This is a genomic window from Chitinophaga nivalis, assembly GCF_025989125.1.
Classification (GTDB): domain Bacteria; phylum Bacteroidota; class Bacteroidia; order Chitinophagales; family Chitinophagaceae; genus Chitinophaga; species Chitinophaga nivalis.
Map to the genome: position 1 here is coordinate 7295246 of NZ_JAPDNR010000001.1, position 23283 is coordinate 7318528.

The following is a 23283-nucleotide window of genomic DNA, read 5'->3' on the forward strand; positions in this document are numbered from 1 at the left end:
TAAATGTCAGAGATAGATTAATGTGCAGTCGTGATGTTATTCATTTCCAGCAAAAGATCATGCAACTGCTGGCTCACTGCACGGATGACCGCCTGCAACTGGTTGGTCATGGCTGCCCGCGCATGTAAATCGTCGGAGCGGTAGATACCCCCATCCGTAAAAATTACTGATTGGGCGCCTTGTTGTTCATCGCCTTCAAACTGATAGGCGATCCATCTTTTTTTCAGGTTTTGTAAAAGAGAAGCGGTACCGCTATTGCTGAAATGTTTTTCTGTGAGCATATAGCCGATGAAAGGAGAGAAACAGCTATCTACCTTGCCTGTCCAGACAGCCCGCAGTAAATTCCGGTGATGATAAAACGCCATTTTTTTCCCTTTAGGATTCAGCGTCGCCAGGCCTAAACCTGCACCAATCCCACCAGCACCGATGGCTACCCCTTTATTCAGGTCATCATTACTGATTAAAGCCCCTGCGATAGCTGCTGCTGCTCCCAATGCGATAGAAGCCACTACGAGCTTATTATTCCTGGCGGCATTCCTGCTATCAATGTAGCTCACCACCTGATCCACCCTTTCGCCTTCGCAGTCGAGTTCCGCTGCAGTGGCGTTGATGTCTGCCATCGCCCCTAGCAGCTGACTGTTCACGTGTGTCTTTATTTCCAGGACCTGCACCCGGGAAGCCAGGTCCGTATCTGCCTGCAGCCGTAACAACCGGTGGATATCTGCCGTCAGGCCCAAAGCATGTAACATCAATATACCCGGAACGGAAAAGCGGCTACGCAGATCGTTGTTAGCAGCCAGTATCGTATCCGCATTACCGGAGATAGGCACCGATGCTGCGACAACCGTACCGGGTGGTTTGCAATAGCTGTCCTGCAGTGTCAGTACGGCCGCAGCGTGCCGTTTGTTATGTACGGTAACACATGCCATGCTGTTTACGAGCAGCAGTATGATCAGGATACTTCTCATGCCTTGCAATGCTTATCTGATGCGAATAGTTATTGCCTATAACACGGTACCCCTTATAAAGTTCAAGTAGAAAGGGCCATCAAAAAAGGCCTTTCCATATGGAAAGGCCTCGATATGCTATCGGTTAAATTGTTACACACCAAAGCATTACACTTATTGTTACGTTACAAATGGAACATAGGAGAAAAACAGCTGCTTAGCTGTGGGCTTCCTGGTGTCTCTCCATCGCGGAAAGCTCCTCAGCAGTACCATACTTCCAGTAAGCATAGGCATCCAACTCGTCACTGGTGATATCCTGCTCTTTACGCAGGTACTGACGGATAGCCTTAATGGCAGCCGATTCTCCGGCAGCATATATAAAGCGGCGCTGGGTACCTCTATCCGGTATAATCACGTTGCGTACCATATCCTGCAACAGGGTACCGGTACCCGGATGCGGATTATGCAGCCAGGAAATAATCATATCTGCTTTTGTTTGAATAGGCTGTTCTTCCGCCTGGCCGGGCACTTCCAGCAGTGCAACGCCTTTTACGTGCGCCGGTAATGTTTCCAGGATTACACTGAGTACCGGCAGGGCGGTCTGGTCGCCGGCAAGCAGGAACCAATCCGCCTCCGGATACAACGCGGGAGTTTCCGCTTTCATGGCAACTCCCAATATGTCTCCCGGCACAGCTTTCAGCGCCCATGCCGAAGCGGGTCCACTGTCGCCATGCACGACAAAGTCGAGATACATTTCTTTTTTTTCCAGGTCCAGTGCACGTAGCGTATAGGTACGTACAACCGGCTTCACGGCTCCCGGTGGCGATACCCATGCTCCGTTTTCATAAACCGGAAACACGATCGTGGTTTCACCTGCCGGTGGTATATAAATTTTATTATTGAAGCCAGGTTTTACACCAGCAAATTTTAATATCCCTTCACCACCTAATACCACACGTAACATACCAGGGGTTATGTGCTGCTTCCGTACTACCTTCAGTATTTCACAAATCACTGCGGGGGCCGTTCTTACTACTGTTGTTGCCATAGTCCTGTTTTTATGTTCAATAAATCAGCGAACATAAAGATCGGAGGAACCTGGCCCAGGCACTTCTTCAATCGGAAAAAAAATTTACGCAATCGGGAAATATCCTACCAGATCCAGACAGCCTGAAGTTGGTATCCCCGCTCAATAAACAGCCCCGACAAGACATTCCATCCGTCAGGACTCCCATCAAATTATCCTGTATCTTCTTTAACCATGTTTACATTCCTGTAAAACAAACCTGCGCACAGGTATGCAAGGTCATGAAAGGAGGGAACATATACCCATGTAAGCGGGAAAAGTGTGTTAATGATACGATATTACCCAATATGCTTACTACTACCTTACTACAACGAATGATCCACCTTAGCACAATGAATGCCTTTGTATTTTTCGGTTAAAATAATATCAGCAGCTATAAGTCAGGAGGAAAAAATATCGCGTGGAGATGGCTTACGAAAATACATATTTTTATGCCAAAGCAGCCAATAATTACGGTATGGGGTCCCCCCGTATCAATCCTTTCTTACCGGATATACAGATTAAAAGAAGTACGTATAAGCCACTATCCCGGAAATGATCCGCATGCCATAAAACAGCTCACTACTCCGTATACCGCAGGTATACATATTCCAGTCCATCTACATCATCCATTATCTCTGCTGTTTTTACAAATCCAAATCCGGCTACAAGTTGCCGGGAAGGAATATTTGAGGGCGATACCGATGCTACAAACGCATGTACATCGTAGGTAGCCTGTGCCCACGCCATCACAGCACCCAGCGTTTCCTTCGCATATCCCTGGCGGCGATATGGCGGATAAATTTCATACCCGACTTCCACCGCATGCGGGGCATACTTTAGTAACGATGCGTCGCCAGGCGCTCCATGAAACCGGATCAACCCGATCATCTCTCCTTTATCCGGCAATATAATCGCCCGGGCAGACCAGGGTGCATACAAAGGATCATGGGCCAATGCTTTCAAACTGTAGGTAAGACTACTGGGATGCAGCAATAATGCCGGTGGAATCACGGCGCCCAGCAGATTTCCTGCAACAGCCAGCTCTCCTGCCAGACAACTTTCCATAACGGCTTTATTCATCAGCCGCAATACTAATCTGGGGGTAGTGATATCGTTCAATATTGTTGACATAACCGTAAATATACACCGGATAAAATTTATCACGCGGCTATCTCTTTTATTGCAACGGGGCGACGGCTCGTCGTTAATACACCGCTACATCATCCCGGAAAAGATATTGGTAATTCGCATCGATAATAATAACTTTATTAAGCTCCTATCATCACAACCATTTACTCATCTGCTAATTAAAAGAAATGACTACATCCGCTAAAATCCGGGTATGTGTGGCAGGCGCCACAGGTTGGGCAGCATCTGCGCTTTGCCAGGCCCTTGTACAAACAGACGACCTGTTGCTGGTAGCCGCTATTTCCCGGAAACATGCCGGCGATAACCTGCAGGAAGTGCTTTCACTGGATACACCAACGCCTGTTCCCATCTTTGCCACCGTGGAAGAAGCCTTACAGATTCCCTGCGATGTTTTCTTCGACTACACAGCACCGGATATTGCCAAACACCATGTTATCACGGCACTCCGCCACCAACTACATGTAGTGGTAGGTACCTCCGGGCTTACCGATGATGACTACCGGGAAATTGAACAGGTGGCTACTGAACAACAGCGGGCCGTACTGGCGGTAGGGAATTTCGCCATCAGTGTAGTATTACTGAACAAATTTTCTGAAATCGCTGCCCGGTATATGCCGCAATGGGAAATCATTGACTATGCCAGCGATAAGAAACCCGACAGTCCCAGTGGCAGTGCCCTGGAACTGGCTAACAGACTGGCGAAAGTGGGACAGCCGGCATATACCATTCCTGTGGAAGCTACACAAGGCTATAAAGCTACCAGGGGTGCCACGATCAATCATACCCAGGTACACTCCGTACGCCTGCCGGGTTATGTTATTGCGTTGGAAAGCATTTTTGGACAGGAGAGTGAAAAACTGATACTGAAACACGAAGCTGGTACCAGTGCCGTGCCGTATGTGAAAGGCGCACTATTGGCTATACGGCAGGTACATACCCTTACCGGGTTGAAAAGAGGGCTGGACCAGGTGATGACATTCTGAGTACTGCTCATCCCGGCCTGCGCCGGTTATCCCGGAGATCGTCCACGCTGTTACAGCTTATACGCCGGCCGGATCGCCATCTACCAGACCGTCTTCCTGCAGCTTTGCAAACGCCAGGAGTACGCCGGGTACCTGGTGCGTTTCTTTCCGGTATTCTGCCAGGCTGAAATAATGGATCGCTTCTATTTCCGAGGTGGGCTGTGGCACCTGCCGCAGCTCGTACCGGTAACAATGTTGTTTCATCAATAGCTGCTGCTCACCAAAGGCGGGGGCCGTGATGTAGTAGTACCATTGCAGCTCTTCTGCTGCCAGCTCCATATTCAGCTCTTCTTTGATTTCGCGTTGTAAGGCACTTACACCGGACTCTCCGGCATCTACTTTTCCGCCGGGCAGATACCAGGCTTTTTTGTTTTTACTGAATGCCAGCAATAGTTTCCTGTTTTCTACAACGATCAGTCCTACACAATCTATATAATTCATACTGCAAAAATAATAAAGGATAAAGATAAAAACAGTACCGCATTTGTTCTGCACTCATTACTATTACATTTGAAAATGTCTTCGGGATGAAGCGCTATTTGACGGAGAAATATTCATAGTGGTCATTTTTTTTCTCAGTATATGTATAGCAGTTATACGACTGTTTTGAGCGCAGGTGCACCTAACTGTGATGCATATATGTAAGATACCCTTTCTATCCGGGGAACGAGCAGCAAATACAACCAAAACTGGACACCAACGAAGCAGCTACAGCTACCCTGCACTTTTATGTGCCATGTCAACCAGGAGAAAGCTCCGGCCGGTAATGAACCCTGTGCATCCGTCTACCGGTATATGCAAACTCACAGCTGTAATAATTAGCCACCATACGATGAACCAGGACCCAACTCCCTGTCACTTTTCTTTTTTCACCCACAAATCTTGTACGGCCTTGAACACACAATAAATACGTTTGTCATCATAACGAGTTTACGGGTATCAGACCACTATATATCCATCATCACCCACAGCTGTCCTACAGCTGTAAAGCAATCTTTTGTCCCAAAGATCATCATTGCAGCAACCTTAGTCGAACACAAAGATCTCTTTCATGAAAAAATTCTAAACACTTAGGTATGAAAACACATTTAACACGTATTATCTGCGTGACATTTATGCTATTAATCAGTATACAGATGTCCGGGCAGGTCAAATCGTTCTCTCTCGGCACTACCCAGACCCTATTGCAACAATTAAAACAACCGGCAGCCAAAGTTATCCAACATCAACAGGTATCCGGTGTTCAGTTACAGGTTTCCCCCTCTTCTACGCTTTTTGCCAAAATAAATGTACGTAAGCCGGAAGGCAGCGACAGCGAACAGCTGATCGGTGAAATTGCCGGTGTACCCCAGTCTTCCGTTTACATCCGGATTGCCGGCAAAACACTGAATGGTAATATTGTTTTCCGACAGACAAAAAAAGCGTATAAATACTATTCCGACAGTAACGGCAACGCCTATGTGAAAGAAGTCGATATCAATGAAGTATTGTGTATTGACTATGTTCCCGGTCCGGATGGAGCTGGCAACAGCACTATCAAAGGTACCCGTGCCGCCATTGATCCGAACCTGTTAAAACTGGAAAGTTTTCCGGGCGCTAATGGCTGTATCCTGCTTGACTTTGACGGACAATATGTTTCCGGTACTCCCTGGAATAACGGGAACCCCATCAATGCGCAGCCATCCGTACTGACAGATCCACAGATACAGGAAGCATGGGAACTGATCGCCGAAGACTACAAACCTTTCCATGTAAATGTAACTACCAACGAAACGGTTTTCAACACTTATGCCAAGAACCGTCGGATACGTTGCATTTTCACGCCTACCAATACCGCTGCTCCCGGCGCCGGTGGTGTAGCCTATCTGGAGTCTTTCAGCTGGAATGATGATACCCCCTGCTGGGTATTCAACAGTGGTGTAAAAGGTGCAGGTGATGCCGGCACCCATGAAGCAGGTCACACCCTGGGTCTCAACCACGATGGCAGAACCAGTCCTTCTGAAGCATATTATGCCGGTCATGGTAACTGGGCGCCTATCATGGGCGTAAGTTATTACAAACCGGTCGGCCAATGGAGCAAGGGCGAATATGCCAATGCAAACAATAAAGAAAACGATCTGGCGATTATCACCAGTGCGCTCTATGGCCTGGGATATCGTACGGATGATTACGGCAACACCACCAGTACCGCCTCTCCGCTCACCATCAGCGGTACCGGCACAGTAAATACCACTGGGCTGATAGAACGTACCGGTGATATTGATGCGTTTTCTTTCAGCACTGCCGGCGGTAATGTAACGATTAACATTAACCCGGCGCCCCGGCATCCGGACCTGGATGTACTGGCTACCTTGTACAATAGTAGTGGCACAGTGGTAACTACCGCCAACCCGGCTGATCTTGCAGCCACGATTACTACTAACCTGGCCGCCGGTAATTATGTATTAACCATTACCGGTACCGGTGCGGGCAACCCTTCTACCGATGGTTATTCCAATTATGGATCACTCGGGCCCTACACCATTACCGGTACTATTCCGCGGGGAAATGGCAACCAATCACCGGTTGTTAGTATCACCGCTCCGACTACCGGCAGTTCCTATACTGCGCCGGCCAATATTGCCATACAGGCGACTGCCTCAGATCCGGATGGTACGATTGCCAGTGTGGAATTCCTGAATGGCAGCACTTCACTGAGTACTGTTTCAGTGGCTCCATACAATTTCAACTGGAACAATGTACCTGTTGGCAGCTATACGCTTACAGCGGTTGCTACGGATGATAAAGGCGCCAAAACCACCTCTGCTCCTGTAACCGTAACCGTCACTACAACCGGTGGTAATCAGTCTCCGACTGTTAGTATTACTTCACCTGCCAATAATGCTACCTTCACGGCACCCGCCACGGTTACCATTCAGGCCGATGCAGCCGATCCGGATGGTAGTGTTTATAGCGTGCAATTCTTCTACGGCAGTTCTTCCTTAGGCACCGCTTACACGGCTCCTTACAGTGTTACCTGGAACAATGCACCGGCCGGCGATTACACGCTTACCGCCAAAGCAACCGATAACCAGGGCGCCATCACCACATCTTCACCAGTAGCCATTAAAGTTACCTCTGGTGGTGGTACCTGCGCAGGTGTAGCCGCTTATCAAACTTATCCGAAGATCTATTACAAAGGTGACCGGGCAGTCTATAACAACACGCTGTATGAATGCCTGGTAGATGGTATCTATAATGTTACCCCTGGTACCGCCTGGTGGTGGTGGAATTCATTAGGCCCCTGCTCCGGCAGTACCGTTGCCAATGCCAGCAAAGCATTAGCAGATTCCCATCAGGACAAACTGTTCGTATATCCGAATCCGGTAACAGGTGCTGAACTGTTGTTACAGGTATCCGGCGAACACGGCGAACAGCTGCTCATAGAAGTACGGGATATCAAAGGTAATCAGGCGATTCTTCGTCAGACACAGGTAATTACTGACAAAGGTGCTACGCAAAATATCCGCATCGATGTCAGCAAAGTACCTGCTGGTACCTGGCTGATCAGCACGACCAATCAACGAACCGGCAAAGTGCGTACGACCAAAATTATCCGCTTATAATCCGACACAGTTGCTGCCCGTTTAAAAAAAGAGTCGCCCTTTTCAATAAGGGCGACTCTTTTTAATCCCGGTTGTTGCACACCAGAATCTTATTCACCCATGATACATTACCAGCTATGGTGACAACAATGTGTGCGCGATGTTGATTTCCTTCGTGCTACACCATTATACCTGGTGTATCGAACAGTTGATCATATCTGCTCATAACAACAGGCTATTCCCTACACCACTTCCTGCATCGTCGCTTCCCGTTTCGTTTTTCGTTCTCTTTCCTTTTTCCCTCTCCCGCTGCTACTGTTTATCCGCGGCCTCCCACTCTCTGTTTTGCCAGCGGCAGATTATTGTTCAACCGGTTCTTCATACGCCGCCAGCTGCTGTAAGAGATCCCATGATTTTATCACCGGCAGCCATTCTTTGCCCCCAAAAATCCACCGGAACCATTTTTCATGACGGTTTTCAAATCTGATCCGGACAAACAACCAGATGGCAAGTACCGTGAAACCAATGGTGACTGCTCCCTGCAACAACCATAGCAACCAGTGCCCATTGGCCAGCATCGTTGCATTCAGATAAAAGGTAGTCCATACCGGTAGTTGTAGAAAAAGTAAACGGGCCACCCATAAACTCGTCGATTGCAAACGCGCTATCTTTTCCTGCGTTGCCAGTATGGGTTCACTGATATCTACCTGCCGGATCAGGATCAGCTGATACAGGTAAATGCCGATCGCCAGTTTTGTCAGTAACACCTGCATCACGGCAGATACCAGGAAACAAACGTTGGCTACCGGGTAAAGCGTAATAATAAGTCCGTCTACAAACAGTACCCACAGCACACCGGTGAGTAGCGCGAATATCTTTATGGGTTGCATGGATGCTATCAGTGACTGGACCTTCAACCGGGTGATATCGACGGCATTTTGCCTGTTCAATTGCAGGGACGCTTCCAGCTTTTGATGGTAGCTATCCCAGATTTGTAAGATGTCTGTATTTTCCATGCTATTAAGTGCTTAGACCTGAAAATTTTTGTTGCAACTGTTGCTTGATTCTGGCGACTTTGGTAGCGACATTCGTAGCCGTTAATCCCAGTATTTTACTGATTTCCTGTTGACTGTTTTTTTCCAGATAGAGTATAATCACCGCCCGGTCTATTTCCTTCAGTTCTTTTATAAACCGATGCAGGTGGTCCAGGTCCGTATCCCTGTTACCGCCCCCCTGTTCTTCCTGCAGATACAATACCTGTTCAGGTAACGGGTGATTAATGGGATGCCGGCTATTTTCTTTTCTATAAAATGAAATCGCTACGTTTAAAGCTATTCTGTACATCCAGGTGGACAACTTATACTGTTCATTATATTTAGGGAATGACAACCATAGCTGGATCAGGATTTCCTGAATAAGATCCTTCCTGTTTTCCTCATCCCGGCAGTACAGATTAGCCACCTTATAAATAATGCCTTTATGTGCCGCTATAACGGCCAGAAAGGGATCCATATCTCTTTTCAAATCCGGCCTGTTTTAAAATTTGATAATTTATCCGATTGCTTCCTTTGTGCCCCGCCAATGCCATACACCGGCTGCGGCAAAGCACCTGGCCACCTTCCCGCTATATTATTATCCAGGCAGCACTCATCATCATTCCCTTTAGCCTGCCCCTCGTTTACATTCGGCCCACCCCATTCAACTAAACATCCCGTCATCGACACTGCCCATGCCGGTGTTTGCCGGCTATTCCCTGTGGTGATTGTTTTCATGACTGCATGATTTTAATGTATAAAATATGTTTATATCATTATTCGCAGGTATCGCTAAAATATCACACCGGCCAGCTGATTTTTTCCGCTTATTATAAAATACGGCATTTTTACCCACAAGCGTGCTTCCCAGCTACCCGGATTTCGCAGCATCAGATAAACTACTTAATTTCAATCCAGCTGAAAATCAGCCCCATACGGATTCTTCCGTTGCTTTTCAGCACCATTGACTACTGTTTTAAACGGACATATAACAATGAAAGAAAGTCGCCCGGAAACCATTACCACTGCCTATTTTGCACTGCTCGACCAACACCTGGCTGCCCTCGTGGCCGGAGAAGCGATTCACATGCTTACCCTCAGCGAAATGGCCGCTGCCCTCCATATCTCCGCCAAACACCTCAGTCAGACCATCCGGTTAACAAAAGGCCGGCATCCTTGTTATTTCTATGACAACAAAATTCTGGAGGTATCGCGTCAACTATTACTGGAAACAGACTGGCCCGTTGCCACCATCGCAGACCGCCTGACTTACGATCCTTCCAATTTCAATAAATTCTTTAAAAAATATACCGGTGAAACACCCGGTCAGTTCAGACAAAAACATCGGCCGGCATCTTCCGGAAAAATTCCGAAAAGTTCACCATAAGCGGTTAAACAGAAATAGGCAACTTTACTTCATTGTTTAATAAAAACTGATATTTTATGTCCGGAAACAACTTAAAGGATAAGGTAGTGCTGATAGCCGGAGGCGGCAAAAATCTGGGAGGATTACTCAGCCGAAACCTCGCCTCCAAAGGAGCAAAGGTTTTTATTCACTACAACAGCAGCGCTACGAAAGCAGATGCAGAGAAAACACTGGCGGATATTAAAGCAGCGGGAGGTACAGCCACACTTTTCCAGGCCGACCTGACCAAGGTTGCTCATATCAAAGACTTATTTGATCAGGCAAAATCTACCTATGGGCATATTGATATCGCCATCAACACAGTAGGCAAAGTGTTGAAAAAACCTTTTGTAGATACCACGGAAGCTGAATACGACAGTATGTTCGACATCAATTCCAAAGTGGCTTACTTTTTCATACAGGAAGCAGGGAAACAACTGAACGACAAAGGAAAGATATGCACGATTGTGACCTCACTGCTGGCGGCATTTACCGGCTACTACTCCACCTATGAAGGAGGCAAAGCGCCGGTGGAACACTTTACCCGTGCGGCATCCAAAGAATTTGGTCCCCGTGGAATTTCTGTAACGGCCGTGGCGCCCGGCCCGATGGATACGCCTTTCTTTTACGGCCAGGAAAGCGATGATGCCGTTGCTTATCACAAATCGGCATCTGCCCTCGGCGGCCTTACAGATATAAAGGATATTGCGCCACTGGTAGAATTTCTGGTAACAGATGGCTGGTGGATCACCGGACAAACCATCTTCGCCAACGGCGGTTATACCACCCGATAATAAACAGCAGGCATCTTCCGGACAATCCTCATTCTTCCGGAAGATGCCTGTATACTATTCTGCTTTCAGACTCTTTATGGGATTCATCAACGCTGCTTTTACCGACTGAAAACTGATCGTCAGCAAGGCAATGAGCATCGCTGCTATGCCTGCCAGCATAAACACCCAATAGTGTATGGTAACCCGATAGGGATATTTATCCAGCCACGAATCCATCGTATACCAGGCTACCGGGAAAGCAATCAGCGTGGCAATTCCCACCAGTTTCAGAAAATCGGCCGATAACAGGCGGGTGATACCCGTAACACTGGCACCCAATACCTTGCGGATACCGATCTCCCGGGTTCTGCGCTCTGCGGTATAAGCCGCCAGCCCGAATAGCCCCAGACAACTGATCACGATAGCCAGTGTGGCAAACAGGCGCGAAAGCTGCTGCATCAGCATTTCATTGGCAAACCGATCATTGAACTGATCGTCTACAAAGCGGTAGCTAAACGGATATGCCGGATTATATTGTTTAAGGATATCTCCGGTATGCTTCAGCGCCGTTTCCTGATCCATACCCGGATGTAAACGGATATACAACCACCGGGCTTCTTCCGGCATACAGTAAAATACCACCGGATCAGCTTTACCAAACATATCGCCATACACATAATCCTTCACTACACCAGCCACCCTGAAATATAACATCGAATCCGGCAAAGGCACAGTAATGATTTTATCCACCGCACTACCGCTCCCCATCAGCTTTGCCATAGATTCAGTAATCAGTACATCATTGGCATTAGCTGCTGCAGCCGGTTTAAAATCACGGCCGGCTACTATCTCCATACCGGAAGTAGCAATAAATTCCGGACTAACCATTCGCTGCGAAACCAGAATTTTATCAGTAGCCTGTTTGCCCGGCCAGCTGAGCCCATCGGTATTATTGCCGTCTTCCAGGGTCACATGATCGGTCAAAGCAGCCTGTTGTATGGCGCCGCTGGCCAGCATGGTATTTTTTATAGCCGCGAAATGTTTCACGATATCTCCCTCAGCCCGTACAACAATCAGGTTATTTTTATCAAATCCCAGATTCCGGTTTTTTACATGCTGTATCTGCTGGTAGATGATTACTGTACAGATGATTAATATGATGGAGATACTGAACTGTGCTACCACCAACCCTTTCCGGACAAAGGCTGCTTTACCGGTTTTCAGTTTCAGTCCTTTTAACACCGTGATGGGATGAAAGGAAGACAGGTACAACGACGGATAACTGCCCGCCACTACGCCACACAATACAATGATCCCTAACAGACAAATGATGTGTAACGGCTTATCCAATCCCACACTGAGGTGTTTGTTCACCATCGCATTAAAGCCGGGCAGCAGTATATATATCAGCCCTACAGCAATGATAGCCGCGATGGCAGACATCAGCAATGACTCGCTGATAAACTGAACAATCAGTTTCCCTTTACCCGCTCCCATGACTTTCCGGATGCCTACTTCCTTCGCCCGTTGCTCACTGCGGGCGGTAGCCAGGTTCATGAAATTCACACAGGCAATAAACAGAATGATCCAGGCTATCAGGGAAAACAGGCGTACATATTCAATACGGCCACCACTTGGTTGTCCATCCTCAAAGTTACTGCGCAGATACCAGTCACGCATAGGGTATAAAAATGCATGATTGATAGCCTCTGGTTCATATTGCTGTACAAAATTGTACAGCTTCTGGTTGATCTCTTTTACGTCCACATTGGCAGCCAATTCCACGTAAGTATTAAAACTATTGGAGCCCCAGAGCGCCGCATGGGGATAACGCCGGTAAGGAATCTCAAATGGCGCCACCCACTCAAACCTGACACTGGAGTTTTCCGGCATATCCTTTATTACACCAGATATGACATAGGGCTGTTTATTGTCCATCACCAGGGTTTTACCCAGTACCTGTGTGGTAGTGCCGAAAAACTTGATGGCTGCTTTTTCCGTGATCACAACGGAGTACAACTGAGGAAATGCCGTCGCTGCACTGCCTGCCGTAAAGGGCAGTGTGAAGATATCAAACAAGCTGGGATCCGCGTATATCCCGGCAGCATATACTTTTTTATCACCGATGGCAAACAAGGTATTGCTGGTGCCTTCTGTAGTACGGCAAACCTGGCTGATACCCGGTAAATTAGCCTTCATGGCAGCAGCCATCGGAGCTGCTGAAGAAGAAAAGGTACGTACGCTCCCATCAAATTTCCAATTAGCCATCACCTGGTAAATCCGGTCTTTCTTTACATGTGTGCGATTAAAGGTTACTTCATCTTCTGCCCACAAAAAAATAATACCAGCACAGGCCAACCCGATTGCCAACCCGAAAATATTCAGGAAATTATACGTTTTGTTTTTTAACAACGTCCGGTAAGTAAGCTTACAGTAATTCTTAAACATCATGAAATGTGACACTTTTTATGATAGGTGCAATGCTGTGGTGACCAAGATAATGCCATGGAATATAACATTGATAATAAATGAGTTAAGATATAAGCCCTGTCCGATTTCAGGATCATCGTGTCCGGTTTCGGACAATGAAACAGCTATCTGTTCATCAGGAAACTTTCAACACTTTAAAAACATACTCTTTATAACTGTTGCCCACCGGCAATTGCACCGCGCCTATTTCCACATCCTGTGCAGAAAAGGCAGTGATCTTATTCAGGTTGACGATAAAGGAACGGTGAATACGCAGGAAGCCTTTGTCTTTCAGGTCTTCTTCCAGATCTCCGATTTTGTATTTGGCAGATAATTTCTCCTTTCCCTGCCGATGCACAACAATATAGTCTTTGATACTTTCAATGTACAATACCTCCGCCGCATTCAGCTTATGGAACCGGGTACCCGTTTTAATAAAAATGGATTCTTCCGGTACAGCAGCCGGCCGCACTACCGTTTCCCGGGGCGACATCCGGACATAATAACGTTCGATGGCTTTAAAGAAACGATCGAAGGTAATGGGCTTCAGCAAATAATCCAGTACATCCAGTTCATACCCTTCCAGGGCATACTCCCGATAAGCGGTGGTAAAGATAACGCAGGGCGGATTTTTGAGGGTCTTTAAAAAATCAATACCGGTTATCTGCGGCATCTTAATATCCAGGAATAATAAATCTACCGCAGTAGTACGCAGCATCTCCGCTGCCTTGATAGCGTTGGAACATTGCCCGACAACTTCCAGCATGTCCATCTGCGCAATATGGTTCTGCAACAGTTGCCTCGCCAGAGGCTCATCATCTACTATTAAACACTTTATTTTCACGAATATAAGTTACATTTTTTCAGGCATCCTTTAAAAACAATTGCAGATCTACGGTAAAAATGCCTTCCCCCGCCCGCGTTTCTATCCGGTGGGCATTGGGATAAATCAGCTCCAGTTGTTTGCGTATATTGGCCAGCCCTATTTTTAAGGAATCATCTTTTTCTCTTACTGCTAAGAAAGTATTTTTTATGTTGAAATGAAAGTGATGATCCCGGAGCGACAATTCAATCCGGATAAACGGGCTCCCTATATCTTCCCCCGCACCATGTTTAAACGCGTTTTCCACCAGCGACAACAGGATGAGTGGTGCAATGCGGGCATCCCGATCCATTTCATGCTGAAAACTAACCAGCAACCGGTCATCATACCGCAGTTTTTCCAGTTCGATATAATTCTGCAGCAAGGTAATCTCGTGCGAAACGGGTACCAGCAAATCTCCGCACCGGTATAACAAATGATCCAGGATGGCAGATAGCCGGGCGATGGAGGCAGATGTTTGCGGAGAATTCATCAATGACAGGGAATAGATATTATTCAGTGTGTTAAACAGAAAATGCGGATTCAACTGCGCTTTCAATGATTTCAGTTCGATTTCTGCTTTTTGTTTTTCCTGCTCCAGCGTTAGCTTATTGGCGAGATACTGGTCTTTGATTAATTTGATAAAAATAAAAATAATAGAGATGGAAAAAGTATGCAGAAAATAAGACCGGAATAATTTAGGCAGGTCTATCAGGATTTCTCCTATTGATTCCTGTGAGAATGGCGGCGTTCTTACGATGGGTTCCATAACGTGTACCACCACAATCCGCTGATACACGCAAATCAGATAACTCCCAACAATCAACTCCAGCGTCACCAATATATAGTTATGCGACTTCAATACCGCCGGCAATATCCGGTAAGTCAGAAAATAAGTCGCCATCATCGAAAACGTGAGATAAAACAGGCCATCGATGCACGGTTTCAGGAATGACTCTCCGTAAGGATGGGACGGGTCCCAACGATCAAACTGGGAAATAGACAGCATGTAAAACCCAAGCCAGAACAACAGATGGGCCAGCACTCTGTGACGCGTACTAAAGGATACTATTTTTTCAATGAAAGGCATAACCCTCCAAAGCTAAAATCTTTTCCCGGAAAATACCAGCCGATACGACAAACAACACCTGATCGCAGATAAAAATGGGCATTCAGCCCATAAACATGGTTTTATCCCCGTAAAATACCTTTTCGTACCACTTTACCTCCTGTCTGTCACCTCCCCGTTTTTAGCATCGTAAAGTCGCCAATATTTGCAGAAAACACCGAAAAATGAAAACAACCAATATGCTTTGGTGGCTGCTATTACTCACCTGCAGCCTCCATGTCAGCAGCCAATCCCTGTCCACTATTACCATCAAAGGGAAGCTCCTCGCCGCCCCCACCAAAGCACCCATACCCGGGGCTATCGTCCGGTTTCAACAACACACTACCAGTAATATATTGCCGGTGACAACTGATGCTACGGGCACTTTTACCCTGCGCATTCCTACCGGTAAATGGCGGGTCACCCTGGAAGCATTAACCTTTAAAACACAGTACTTCCCCTCCCTGTACCTGACCCGCGATACCACTTTCGGGGATATTTACCTGGAAGAAGATACCAAACAACTGAACACTGTCACAGTCACAGCGGCCAAATCAGATATAGAACTAAAAACCGATAAAAAGGTATTCAATGTCGGGAAAGATATTATCTCCAAAGGCGGTAATGCCAACGATATTCTGAACAACGTTCCTTCCGTCAGTGTGGATATAGCCGGCGCCGTCAGCCTGCGGGGCAATGAGAATGTACGAATCCTTATTAACGGCAAACCATCTATGCTCACAGTCAATAATGGACTCCGGCAGATCAGCGCCGCCAGTATTGAAAAAGTGGAAGTGATCACCAATCCTTCTGCTGCGCATGAAGCGCAGGGCGGTGCAGGTATTATCAACATCATCCTGAAAAAAAACAGTCAGACCGGGTTCAATGGTTCTTTGCAGGCAGGCCTGGGTAGTCCGGCGAACAATAGTATAAATGCCAACCTGAGTTACAAAACAAAAAAGATCAATCTCTTTGGCAATATCGGCTATCAATACCGCGCAGTTGACCTGAACAACGATATATACCGGGCCAATTACCGCAAAGATCAATCCCCTGTACTCCGGCAATACAACGCGTCTTCCAACACCGATGGTAACGTGAACGTATATATCGGCGGCGATTATTACATCAACGATAAAAACACGCTGACAGGTAGTTATTACCACACCACTATCCAGAATAAAAACACGTCTTCCTATGATTATTTCTATCTTAATCAGCTGCAACAACCGGATAGTATACTCTCCCGCCGGGAAGACTACCGCGAGCCTCAGGTATTTAATGAACTGGAATTGAACTACGTAAAAACATTCCGGCAGCCCGGCAGGAAGTGGACCACCAACCTTCAGTATGATTTCTGGCATGATGATGAAAACCAGGATATCCGGCAGCAAAGCCTTCATCCTTATACCCCCGCAGTATCCCGGCAGGTAACCAGAGACCTGGAAAGCAGCAATGATTTCTACCTGCAAAGCGATTATGTAACGCCCGTTAAAAAAGGCGGCCGGCTGGAAATGGGGCTACGCGCCAATATCCGGGCCATCAGAAGCGACTATTCTGCCAGCATCGACAATATTGCACAGGAGCAGTATACGAACAAACTATATTATGATGAAAATATTTACGGCGGATATATACAGTATGGTAATAAACTGAAACGTTTCAATTATTTGCTGGGCCTGCGTTCCGAACTATCCAACATCCATATTTCCGATAGAAAGCAAACCCTGGACAAAACCAAGAACTACATCAACCTCTTTCCGACTGTACACCTGCAATACCACCTGCAGGAAGGTACCGACCTGCAACTCAGCTACAGCCGCCGTATTAACCGGCCTAAATTCTGGCAGCTGAATACATTTGGCGGACTTTCCGATACCCGTAACCTCACAGTAGGAAATCCGGATCTCGACCCGATGTATACCAATTCCTTTGAATTAGGCTTATTGAAAAAAACAGGTCCTTTCAGCTTTAATCCGGCCGTTTATTATCAATACACCACCAATTACTTCGACTATATTCTCCGGCAAACGGAAGCCGGTTATTTTGTACGTACGCCGGTGAACCTCAGTAATGAAAACCGCTATGGCGCCGAGCTGGCGACTACCTATAATCCCTTCGCCTGGTGGCGGTTATCGCTGGACATTAACTATTTCCGGTTCACGCAACAAGGATCTTTTGAAGGCGTTTCCTACCAGGTCTCTGACCAAAGCTGGTTCACTACTTTTCGCTCCGGTTTTAAATTTCCGGAGATACTGGCAGTGGATTTCAGCGTCAACTACCGCGGTGAGAAAAAGAATGTACAAACGATTACCAAAGCACAATACCGCGCCAACATAGGCGTATCAAAAGATTTCTGGCACGATAAAATGACCTTATCTTTTACCGTCAACAACCTGTTCGACTCGCAGGTAAGACAACAACAAACCAGCACCGACACCTATTTTCTGGATGATACCTTCCGGGTCAACGGCCGCTTTTTTACCGGCACAGTGGTATACCGCTTCAACCGGAAAAAAGATCAGGCAGACCGTCTACCTAAAGAAAAATAAATACCTGAATAACAAAGCTGCATTTCCGGTATCTCTTCCCGGAAATGCAGCTTTTTACAAACAGTACTCCTTTAAATATTCCAATACCACATCAATGTTTTTATCGGGTGGAAATACCGGATAGAAATATTTACGGATCTTTCCTCCTTCCACTATCAATGTCACCCGTTTCTGTAATACCAGTCCTTCCACATAATGCAGGGGTAACTGCAGCGCATGACTGAACAACAAGGCTTCATCACTCAGCAGATCAAATGGCAGATGGATACGCTCTTTTTCGGTGCGTTGTACCGCAGGCATCTGGGTACTCATGCCAAATACCTGCGTATTCAGTTGCTGCAACTCCCGGTAATGATCACGAAAAGAACAAGCCTGTGGCGTACATCCGCGGGCGCCGGGGATTTCATCCCATCCTGCCGGTAAAGGCACTTCTGCCGGCCCTGTCATCGGGTAACAATAAATCACTACGCGGCCGCTGATATCCTGCAATCGTACCAGCGCTCCACTGGTGGCCATTAAGGCAATATCCGGCAATGCCATACCGGTTAAATGCGCACAGGCGCCGTCATCTTCAGGTACCGGTAAATCCGGTAGTAAGTAAGTCAGGTCTGTTATCATCTGTTTTTCTTTTATGTTGATGCCTACTGTTTATGCTCCAAAACTAAGCAGCTTTAGAAAACTGTAACAGATACAGAAACAGCATATTTTACTATAACAGATGAAAACATGCCAGGACATCTCCGTTGCCGGCCGGTTGGATAAACTATACCAGTAATTTTTTACGCGACTTTTATCAGCTGATCAGACGGTAGAAAGGGAATGTCTGTACCGGTTCAAAACCCAGTTTAAGGGCAAGCCTGTAAGACCCTGTATTCGACAGCCGGCAGGCCCACACGGGTTCCAGCTCATTCTCCAGACAGTAATCGATCAAACCGGCACAAGCGAGATAAGCCAGGCCTTTGCCCCGGAAGGCCGCCTGGGTTTCAATGCCCAGCTCCAGCTGTCCGTCGAAAATACCCGCGGCATAAGCAGTGGCAGCCAGTTCATTATTGTAATACACACTGCATCCGGCGCCATTTTTTACAAAATCAGCGGCATCTTTCCAGAAATAGGCTGGTACTACATTTCCTTTCATGGCATTGTAACTATACTCGTCTGTAGGAATCGTTTTTATGAGGGGATTTTCGGGCCTGTTTTGCAGGATACTATCCAGGTATTTTGTTTTATTAAACCGGAAATTCACCCGGGCATTTAACTCAATGACATCCTGTGCGTCATGCGGATTGTCTTCCAGCTTTACCAACGAATCTTTGAAAAGCGCTGCCAATACCGGATGCCACGCATCGGGAGCGGCGATCATCCACTCTGGTGTTTGCCTGCTTTTAGTTGTATTCAGTGCATAGTTCCGGAAAGCTTCATTAAAAACCGGGTTATTGCAATCGCCAAATAACAGGCACAATCCGTAAGGATGGCATACGTAAAAAGTAGTTGGATTTTCTTCCTGGTCTGCATACACGCGGCCAGCTACCTGGTGTTCAATGATAGAGCGGGCAAAAAGATAATTGAGTGTAACCTGTTGGATGGGTGCCGTTAATTTGTAATACTGTGTTGGTGCTAAAAGTATCATGCCTGATTTTTTAAATTTAAACAATGGGATTGCAGTGTGACTACATGGTTATCCGTATTAAAGATACACATCGGGACATCAACAAACATAAAAACAGGAATTGGGTTAACCTGTTGCTGATTATTTTTTCCTAAAAAAACGGGTAACACAGACAAGCAATTTTTCAGGCAGATAATGACCTGTAAATGCATCCAGTCTGTGTTACCCGGCTATATCAAAGTTAGAAAGTATAACGTAATCCTACCTGTAGCTGCCAGCGGGATGGCAGATCCGGGCTGGTAATAAAGGTGGATGTCTGTGACGGATCAAACTGATAAACGGCTTTGCCGCCGGCATCTTTACCGGTGTAGGTAAGCGGCTGGTAATAACCCGTCGGACTTGCATATTTACGGAGGCCCCAGCTGCTGTTCAGCAGGTTACCCAGGTTCACGACATCAATACTGAGTTGCAGCGTACGTACGTGCTCTTTGGTCCGGAAATTAAAGTCCTGCAAAATACGCAGGTCCAATTGACTGAACCAGGGAGTAGTACCTTCATACTTACCCGTGTATTGTCCTCTGTGCTGACGCAGGTACTTGTCCTGGTCTATAAAGGCTTCGAGTGCCGCGCCCTGCGCTGCAGCATCCTGTAAACGCCCTGCCGCATCTGTATAGGCGGCAAAATTCATATTACCCACTTCTGAACGGGTAGGTACATAGAGGAGGTCATTCGACGGAGAACCGTCGTTGTTAATGTCTCCGCCATATACATATGAAAAGCGGTTACCGCTGGTCCAGCTGCCAAAGAAGGAAATGGTGGTAGCGTATTTACCTTTACCATATTCAAACTTCTTGATACCAGCCAGCGTAAACCGGTGTGTATTACCGTATAAAGAGGCCGATTCCACGGCTTTATTGGCATTCCCCAATACAGGATTCCGGTCAAATGCATCTCCCGAAATTTCGGCGGAAATAGAGCTGGCATCTTTTGCCACCAGGTAGTTATAACCGAAAGTTAAAAAGTATCCTTTCCGGAAGTTTTGCTGTGCCTGTAAAGAGGTATTGAAAGAGTAGCCTACATTGGCATTGGTAAACACATAGGTACCGGTATTGCCTTTATCTCCCGGCAGGTATACGCTGCGGGTATCGCCGGTACCGGAATTTAAGCGGCCATTGGGTGTACCTAATCCATAATCACGTACCATCATGGCATTCAGGTCTTTGGAATAGGCTACATCAGCAGTAAGGATGGTACCTACCGGCAGCCGGTAATCCAGGCCGATATTGGAACGCCAGATCTGCGGCCATTTAAAGTCATGCGCCGTCACGTTGTAATATCCGGTAAACGGATTACCGATGGCATTACCTACCCATACAAACGGAAAGCGGCCGGTGAAGATACCGGTTCCCCCACGCAGCTGTACTTTTTTATCGCCATTAATATCCCAGTTGAAACCCAGACGGGGCGATATCAGGATCTTGCCGGAAGGCATACGGGTATTATCGATGGCTTCTCCCGGGCCATTCTTCACCCGGTTACCGGCTTCATCATACAATACCAGGTTATCTTTATTCGGCACAGTAGGCGTACCCGTTAGATAGGTACCGCTAAGCGTACCATCCGGATTCACATTAGGACTGTTATAGCTGGCTTTGGAAGGGAAATACAATGCCTTGTCTGCCCGCACCCCATAGGTAATTTTCAGGTTATTGGCAGCATTCCATTCGTCCTGTACGTAGGCAGACAACTGTCCCACGGTGAGGTAATACCAGGTCCACTGATTGGCCGCCGCCCGGTTACGGGCATAGGTGACATTGGCATCATAGCCGCCGGCTGCAGCCGTCGTCAGGAAAGTATTGATATCGATGCCGGAAAAGATCGTATAGCCGAAACCGGTAAGGTTAAAAGAGTTACCGAATTTAAACTGCTCGTAGGAAGCTCCCACCGTAATCGTATGTTTAGGCAGGATAATATTGAAGTTGTTGGTCAGCTGCAATGCATCCTGGTTAAGCCGGTTATTGATGGAAAAAGGTTCATATCCCGCTACGATATAAGGCACATTAAACTTCGTGATATTCAGCACGGGGAAAGGTTCCGAAAAAGGATTCCGCCGATCCCGGAAAGAAGTATATACCGCACGGAATTTATTTGCATAGGTATCGCTGAAATTGGATTTTAATTCCAGCCCGAATGAATGCAGCTGGTTCACCATTTCATAACCGGCATTGCGGAACTGCAGGGTAATGGCATCCGGGCCACGACGGTTGATGGCATTGGGATGGGCGCCTTTGTCCTGCGAACCTTGCAGACCATTATAGGTAAAGGAAAGGGCATGTTTACTGTTGATGACCCAGTCCAGTTTCGCCAGCCATTTATAGTTGCTGCGTTTCAGGTTATAATCCTGATATGGTCCGGTTTCATAGCCATATCGTTTGCTCAATACGGCACTTACTGCCAGCAAATCATCCTCCAGTACGCGGGAAGTGGTGACATCGCCCTTATTGCCGGCATTGGCCGCCACATAGGCGCTGGCTTCATCTTTCCGCTGCTCTGATTCAAAGTTGATGAAATAGTACAGCTTATTTTTTTTGATGGCACCACCCAGTGAAAAGCCCGCCTGGAAATGTTCCAGGGTAGGCACCGGTATCTTCTGGCCGTCTATTTTATTGCCGGACAGGGCATCATTACGGAAAAAGGCATACACCGTACCGGTAAACTTATTGCTACCGCTTTTGGTAACCGTATTCACGCCCGCGCCGGTGAAGCCGGATTGGGTAACATCATAAGGTGCTACGTTGATCTGTACCTGATCGATGGCATCCAGCGAAATAGGCTGTGAATTGGTTTGGCCGCCGGGCGCCGGGGCATCCAGTCCAAAAGGATTATTGAATACCGCCCCGTCGAGGGAGAAATTGTTGTATTGCCCGTTTCTGCCGGCAAAGGAAATACCATTATACGTTGGTGAGGCCGAAGGCGCCAGCCGCAGGTAATCATCTACAGAACGGGAAATAGTGGGCAACTGCCGGATCTGGGAAGCGCCGATGTTGGTAGAAGCACCCGTACGCTGGTCATTGAAAATGGTAGAGCGGCCGCTGACTACCACCTCATTCAGTTTCCCCACCGATGCCGACAAACGCAGGTCCAGTGCCGTATTCTGACCCAGATTCAGGTAGATATTGGTGGCTGTTTTTACCGCGAAACCGGTAAAAGAAACCGTAACTGTGTAAGGCCCGCCTACCCGCAGGTTAGGTACGAGGAAACTACCGTCGGATTTGGTCACCAGTCCTTTGTTGATCCCCGCATCTTCATACAGCACTTTTATGGTGGCTCCCGGTAAGGGTTGGCCTTCTTCATTTTTAACTACGCCACTCAGCGTAGCCGTGGTCACCTGGGCATAGGTGTGCAGGAACGTAAAAAAACAGGTCGTCAATAAGCATAATAATACTTTGGTTCGATTTGGTTGATACATTTTTATGGAATTGGTGATAAAAAGCAACTATAAACACAACGCGCTCTTTCAAACAATCCGGAAAAGATACTATAAAAATTATATCTGGCAATACAACACCCGCCAACCAGCCCTTACCTTTCATCCATCTTACCCTTATAAATAAAAATAATTATCTACATTTACTGCCGTTATGCTGCATTATGCCCGGCAGTGAACCATATACTTTAAACCAAACAAACCATACCCGAACAA

At 47.0% G+C, this 23283-nt stretch carries 18 protein-coding genes; 5 read left to right on the forward strand and 13 right to left on the reverse strand.

Features of this window, described 5'->3' with window-relative positions:
* Nucleotides 1-17 precede the first annotated feature (17 nt).
* The 3 genes from OL444_RS26715 to OL444_RS26725 form a co-directional block, all read right to left on the reverse strand.
* Nucleotides 18-968: a hypothetical protein gene (locus OL444_RS26715; RefSeq protein ID WP_264728379.1), complete on the reverse strand. Its 951-nt coding sequence runs from the start codon at nt 966-968 to the stop codon at nt 18-20.
* 196 nt (nt 969-1164) lie between these two features.
* Nucleotides 1165-1995: a siderophore-interacting protein gene (locus tag OL444_RS26720; protein WP_264728377.1), complete on the reverse strand. Its 831-nt coding sequence runs from the start codon at nt 1993-1995 to the stop codon at nt 1165-1167.
* Between the two features lie 600 nt (nt 1996-2595).
* Nucleotides 2596-3147: a GNAT family N-acetyltransferase gene (locus tag OL444_RS26725; protein WP_264728376.1), complete on the reverse strand. Its 552-nt coding sequence runs from the start codon at nt 3145-3147 to the stop codon at nt 2596-2598.
* 185 nt (nt 3148-3332) lie between these two features.
* Between OL444_RS26725 and dapB the strand changes: the two genes are divergently transcribed.
* Nucleotides 3333-4148, forward strand: a complete 816-nt coding sequence (gene dapB, locus OL444_RS26730; protein WP_264728374.1) for a 4-hydroxy-tetrahydrodipicolinate reductase — start codon at nt 3333-3335, stop codon at nt 4146-4148.
* 57 nt (nt 4149-4205) lie between these two features.
* Here the strand turns inward: dapB and OL444_RS26735 are convergent, their stop codons facing one another.
* Nucleotides 4206-4628 carry an NUDIX hydrolase gene (locus OL444_RS26735; RefSeq protein ID WP_264728372.1) on the reverse strand — a complete coding sequence of 141 codons (423 nt, stop codon included), beginning with the start codon at nt 4626-4628 and terminating at the stop codon, nt 4206-4208.
* Nucleotides 4629-5263: 635 nt separating this feature from the next.
* Here OL444_RS26735 and OL444_RS26740 point away from each other — a divergent pair.
* Nucleotides 5264-7792, forward strand: coding sequence for an Ig-like domain-containing protein (locus OL444_RS26740; protein WP_264728370.1), 2529 nt, complete (start codon nt 5264-5266; stop codon nt 7790-7792).
* A gap of 338 nt (nt 7793-8130) precedes the next feature.
* Here OL444_RS26740 and OL444_RS26745 read toward each other — a convergent pair whose 3' ends face one another.
* The 3 genes from OL444_RS26745 to OL444_RS26755 are packed head-to-tail and all read right to left on the reverse strand — an operon-like array spanning nt 8131 to nt 9543.
* A complete protein-coding gene (locus tag OL444_RS26745) occupies nt 8131-8787 on the reverse strand; it encodes a hypothetical protein (protein WP_264728368.1) in 657 nt (218 codons plus the stop codon).
* A gap of 4 nt (nt 8788-8791) precedes the next feature.
* Complete coding sequence (locus OL444_RS26750) at nt 8792-9295, reverse strand: RNA polymerase sigma factor (RefSeq protein ID WP_264728366.1); 504 nt, start codon at nt 9293-9295, stop codon at nt 8792-8794.
* Nucleotides 9292-9543, reverse strand: a complete 252-nt coding sequence (locus OL444_RS26755; RefSeq protein WP_264728364.1) for a hypothetical protein — start codon at nt 9541-9543, stop codon at nt 9292-9294. Before OL444_RS26755 ends, OL444_RS26750 begins: the two co-directional genes overlap by 4 nt.
* A gap of 256 nt (nt 9544-9799) precedes the next feature.
* Here OL444_RS26755 and OL444_RS26760 point away from each other — a divergent pair, with 256 nt between their 5' ends.
* Together OL444_RS26760 and OL444_RS26765 are read left to right on the forward strand one after the other, a co-directional pair.
* Nucleotides 9800-10192 (forward strand): helix-turn-helix domain-containing protein, encoded by a 393-nt coding sequence (locus OL444_RS26760; RefSeq protein ID WP_264728362.1) that lies wholly within the window; start codon nt 9800-9802, stop codon nt 10190-10192.
* A 56-nt stretch (nt 10193-10248) separates the two neighbouring features.
* Nucleotides 10249-11004 (forward strand): SDR family oxidoreductase, encoded by a 756-nt coding sequence (locus OL444_RS26765; protein WP_264728361.1) that lies wholly within the window; start codon nt 10249-10251, stop codon nt 11002-11004.
* A gap of 54 nt (nt 11005-11058) precedes the next feature.
* Here the strand turns inward: OL444_RS26765 and OL444_RS26770 are convergent, their stop codons facing one another.
* From OL444_RS26770 to OL444_RS26780, 3 genes are all read right to left on the reverse strand, one after another.
* Complete coding sequence (locus OL444_RS26770) at nt 11059-13434, reverse strand: ABC transporter permease (protein WP_264728359.1); 2376 nt, start codon at nt 13432-13434, stop codon at nt 11059-11061.
* Nucleotides 13435-13588: 154 nt separating this feature from the next.
* Nucleotides 13589-14296, reverse strand: coding sequence for a LytR/AlgR family response regulator transcription factor (locus OL444_RS32055; RefSeq protein WP_264728356.1), 708 nt, complete (start codon nt 14294-14296; stop codon nt 13589-13591).
* A gap of 19 nt (nt 14297-14315) precedes the next feature.
* Nucleotides 14316-15404, reverse strand: coding sequence for a sensor histidine kinase (locus OL444_RS26780; protein WP_264728354.1), 1089 nt, complete (start codon nt 15402-15404; stop codon nt 14316-14318).
* A 203-nt stretch (nt 15405-15607) separates the two neighbouring features.
* Between OL444_RS26780 and OL444_RS26785 the strand changes: the two genes are divergently transcribed.
* Nucleotides 15608-17974, forward strand: a complete 2367-nt coding sequence (locus tag OL444_RS26785) for a TonB-dependent receptor (protein ID WP_264728352.1) — start codon at nt 15608-15610, stop codon at nt 17972-17974.
* Nucleotides 17975-18028: 54 nt separating this feature from the next.
* Here the strand turns inward: OL444_RS26785 and OL444_RS26790 are convergent, their stop codons facing one another.
* The 3 genes from OL444_RS26790 to OL444_RS26800 form a co-directional block, all read right to left on the reverse strand.
* On the reverse strand, nt 18029-18592 hold the full coding sequence (locus tag OL444_RS26790) for a peroxiredoxin (RefSeq protein ID WP_264728350.1): 564 nt from the start codon (nt 18590-18592) through the stop codon (nt 18029-18031).
* Nucleotides 18593-18767: 175 nt separating this feature from the next.
* Nucleotides 18768-19601, reverse strand: a complete 834-nt coding sequence (locus tag OL444_RS26795; RefSeq protein WP_264728348.1) for a GNAT family N-acetyltransferase — start codon at nt 19599-19601, stop codon at nt 18768-18770.
* Nucleotides 19602-19821: 220 nt separating this feature from the next.
* The gene (locus tag OL444_RS26800; RefSeq protein ID WP_264728346.1) at nt 19822-23049 is read right to left on the reverse strand and encodes a TonB-dependent receptor; all 3228 of its coding nucleotides are present in this window, start codon (nt 23047-23049) and stop codon (nt 19822-19824) included.
* Nucleotides 23050-23283 lie beyond the last annotated feature (234 nt).

Coding starts and splice junctions, on each gene's coding strand:
- OL444_RS26715 (WP_264728379.1), bottom strand. CDS start 968: ATGAGAAGTATCCTGATCATACTGCTGCTCGTAAACAGCATGGCATGT.
- OL444_RS26720 (WP_264728377.1), bottom strand. CDS start 1,995: ATGGCAACAACAGTAGTAAGAACGGCCCCCGCAGTGATTTGTGAAATA.
- OL444_RS26725 (WP_264728376.1), bottom strand. CDS start 3,147: ATGTCAACAATATTGAACGATATCACTACCCCCAGATTAGTATTGCGG.
- dapB (WP_264728374.1), top strand. CDS start 3,333: ATGACTACATCCGCTAAAATCCGGGTATGTGTGGCAGGCGCCACAGGT.
- OL444_RS26735 (WP_264728372.1), bottom strand. CDS start 4,628: ATGAATTATATAGATTGTGTAGGACTGATCGTTGTAGAAAACAGGAAA.
- OL444_RS26740 (WP_264728370.1), top strand. CDS start 5,264: ATGAAAACACATTTAACACGTATTATCTGCGTGACATTTATGCTATTA.
- OL444_RS26745 (WP_264728368.1), bottom strand. CDS start 8,787: ATGGAAAATACAGACATCTTACAAATCTGGGATAGCTACCATCAAAAG.
- OL444_RS26755 (WP_264728364.1), bottom strand. CDS start 9,543: ATGAAAACAATCACCACAGGGAATAGCCGGCAAACACCGGCATGGGCA.
- OL444_RS26760 (WP_264728362.1), top strand. CDS start 9,800: ATGAAAGAAAGTCGCCCGGAAACCATTACCACTGCCTATTTTGCACTG.
- OL444_RS26765 (WP_264728361.1), top strand. CDS start 10,249: ATGTCCGGAAACAACTTAAAGGATAAGGTAGTGCTGATAGCCGGAGGC.
- OL444_RS26770 (WP_264728359.1), bottom strand. CDS start 13,434: ATGATGTTTAAGAATTACTGTAAGCTTACTTACCGGACGTTGTTAAAA.
- OL444_RS26780 (WP_264728354.1), bottom strand. CDS start 15,404: ATGCCTTTCATTGAAAAAATAGTATCCTTTAGTACGCGTCACAGAGTG.
- OL444_RS26785 (WP_264728352.1), top strand. CDS start 15,608: ATGAAAACAACCAATATGCTTTGGTGGCTGCTATTACTCACCTGCAGC.
- OL444_RS26790 (WP_264728350.1), bottom strand. CDS start 18,592: ATGATAACAGACCTGACTTACTTACTACCGGATTTACCGGTACCTGAA.
- OL444_RS26795 (WP_264728348.1), bottom strand. CDS start 19,601: ATGATACTTTTAGCACCAACACAGTATTACAAATTAACGGCACCCATC.
- OL444_RS26800 (WP_264728346.1), bottom strand. CDS start 23,049: ATGTATCAACCAAATCGAACCAAAGTATTATTATGCTTATTGACGACC.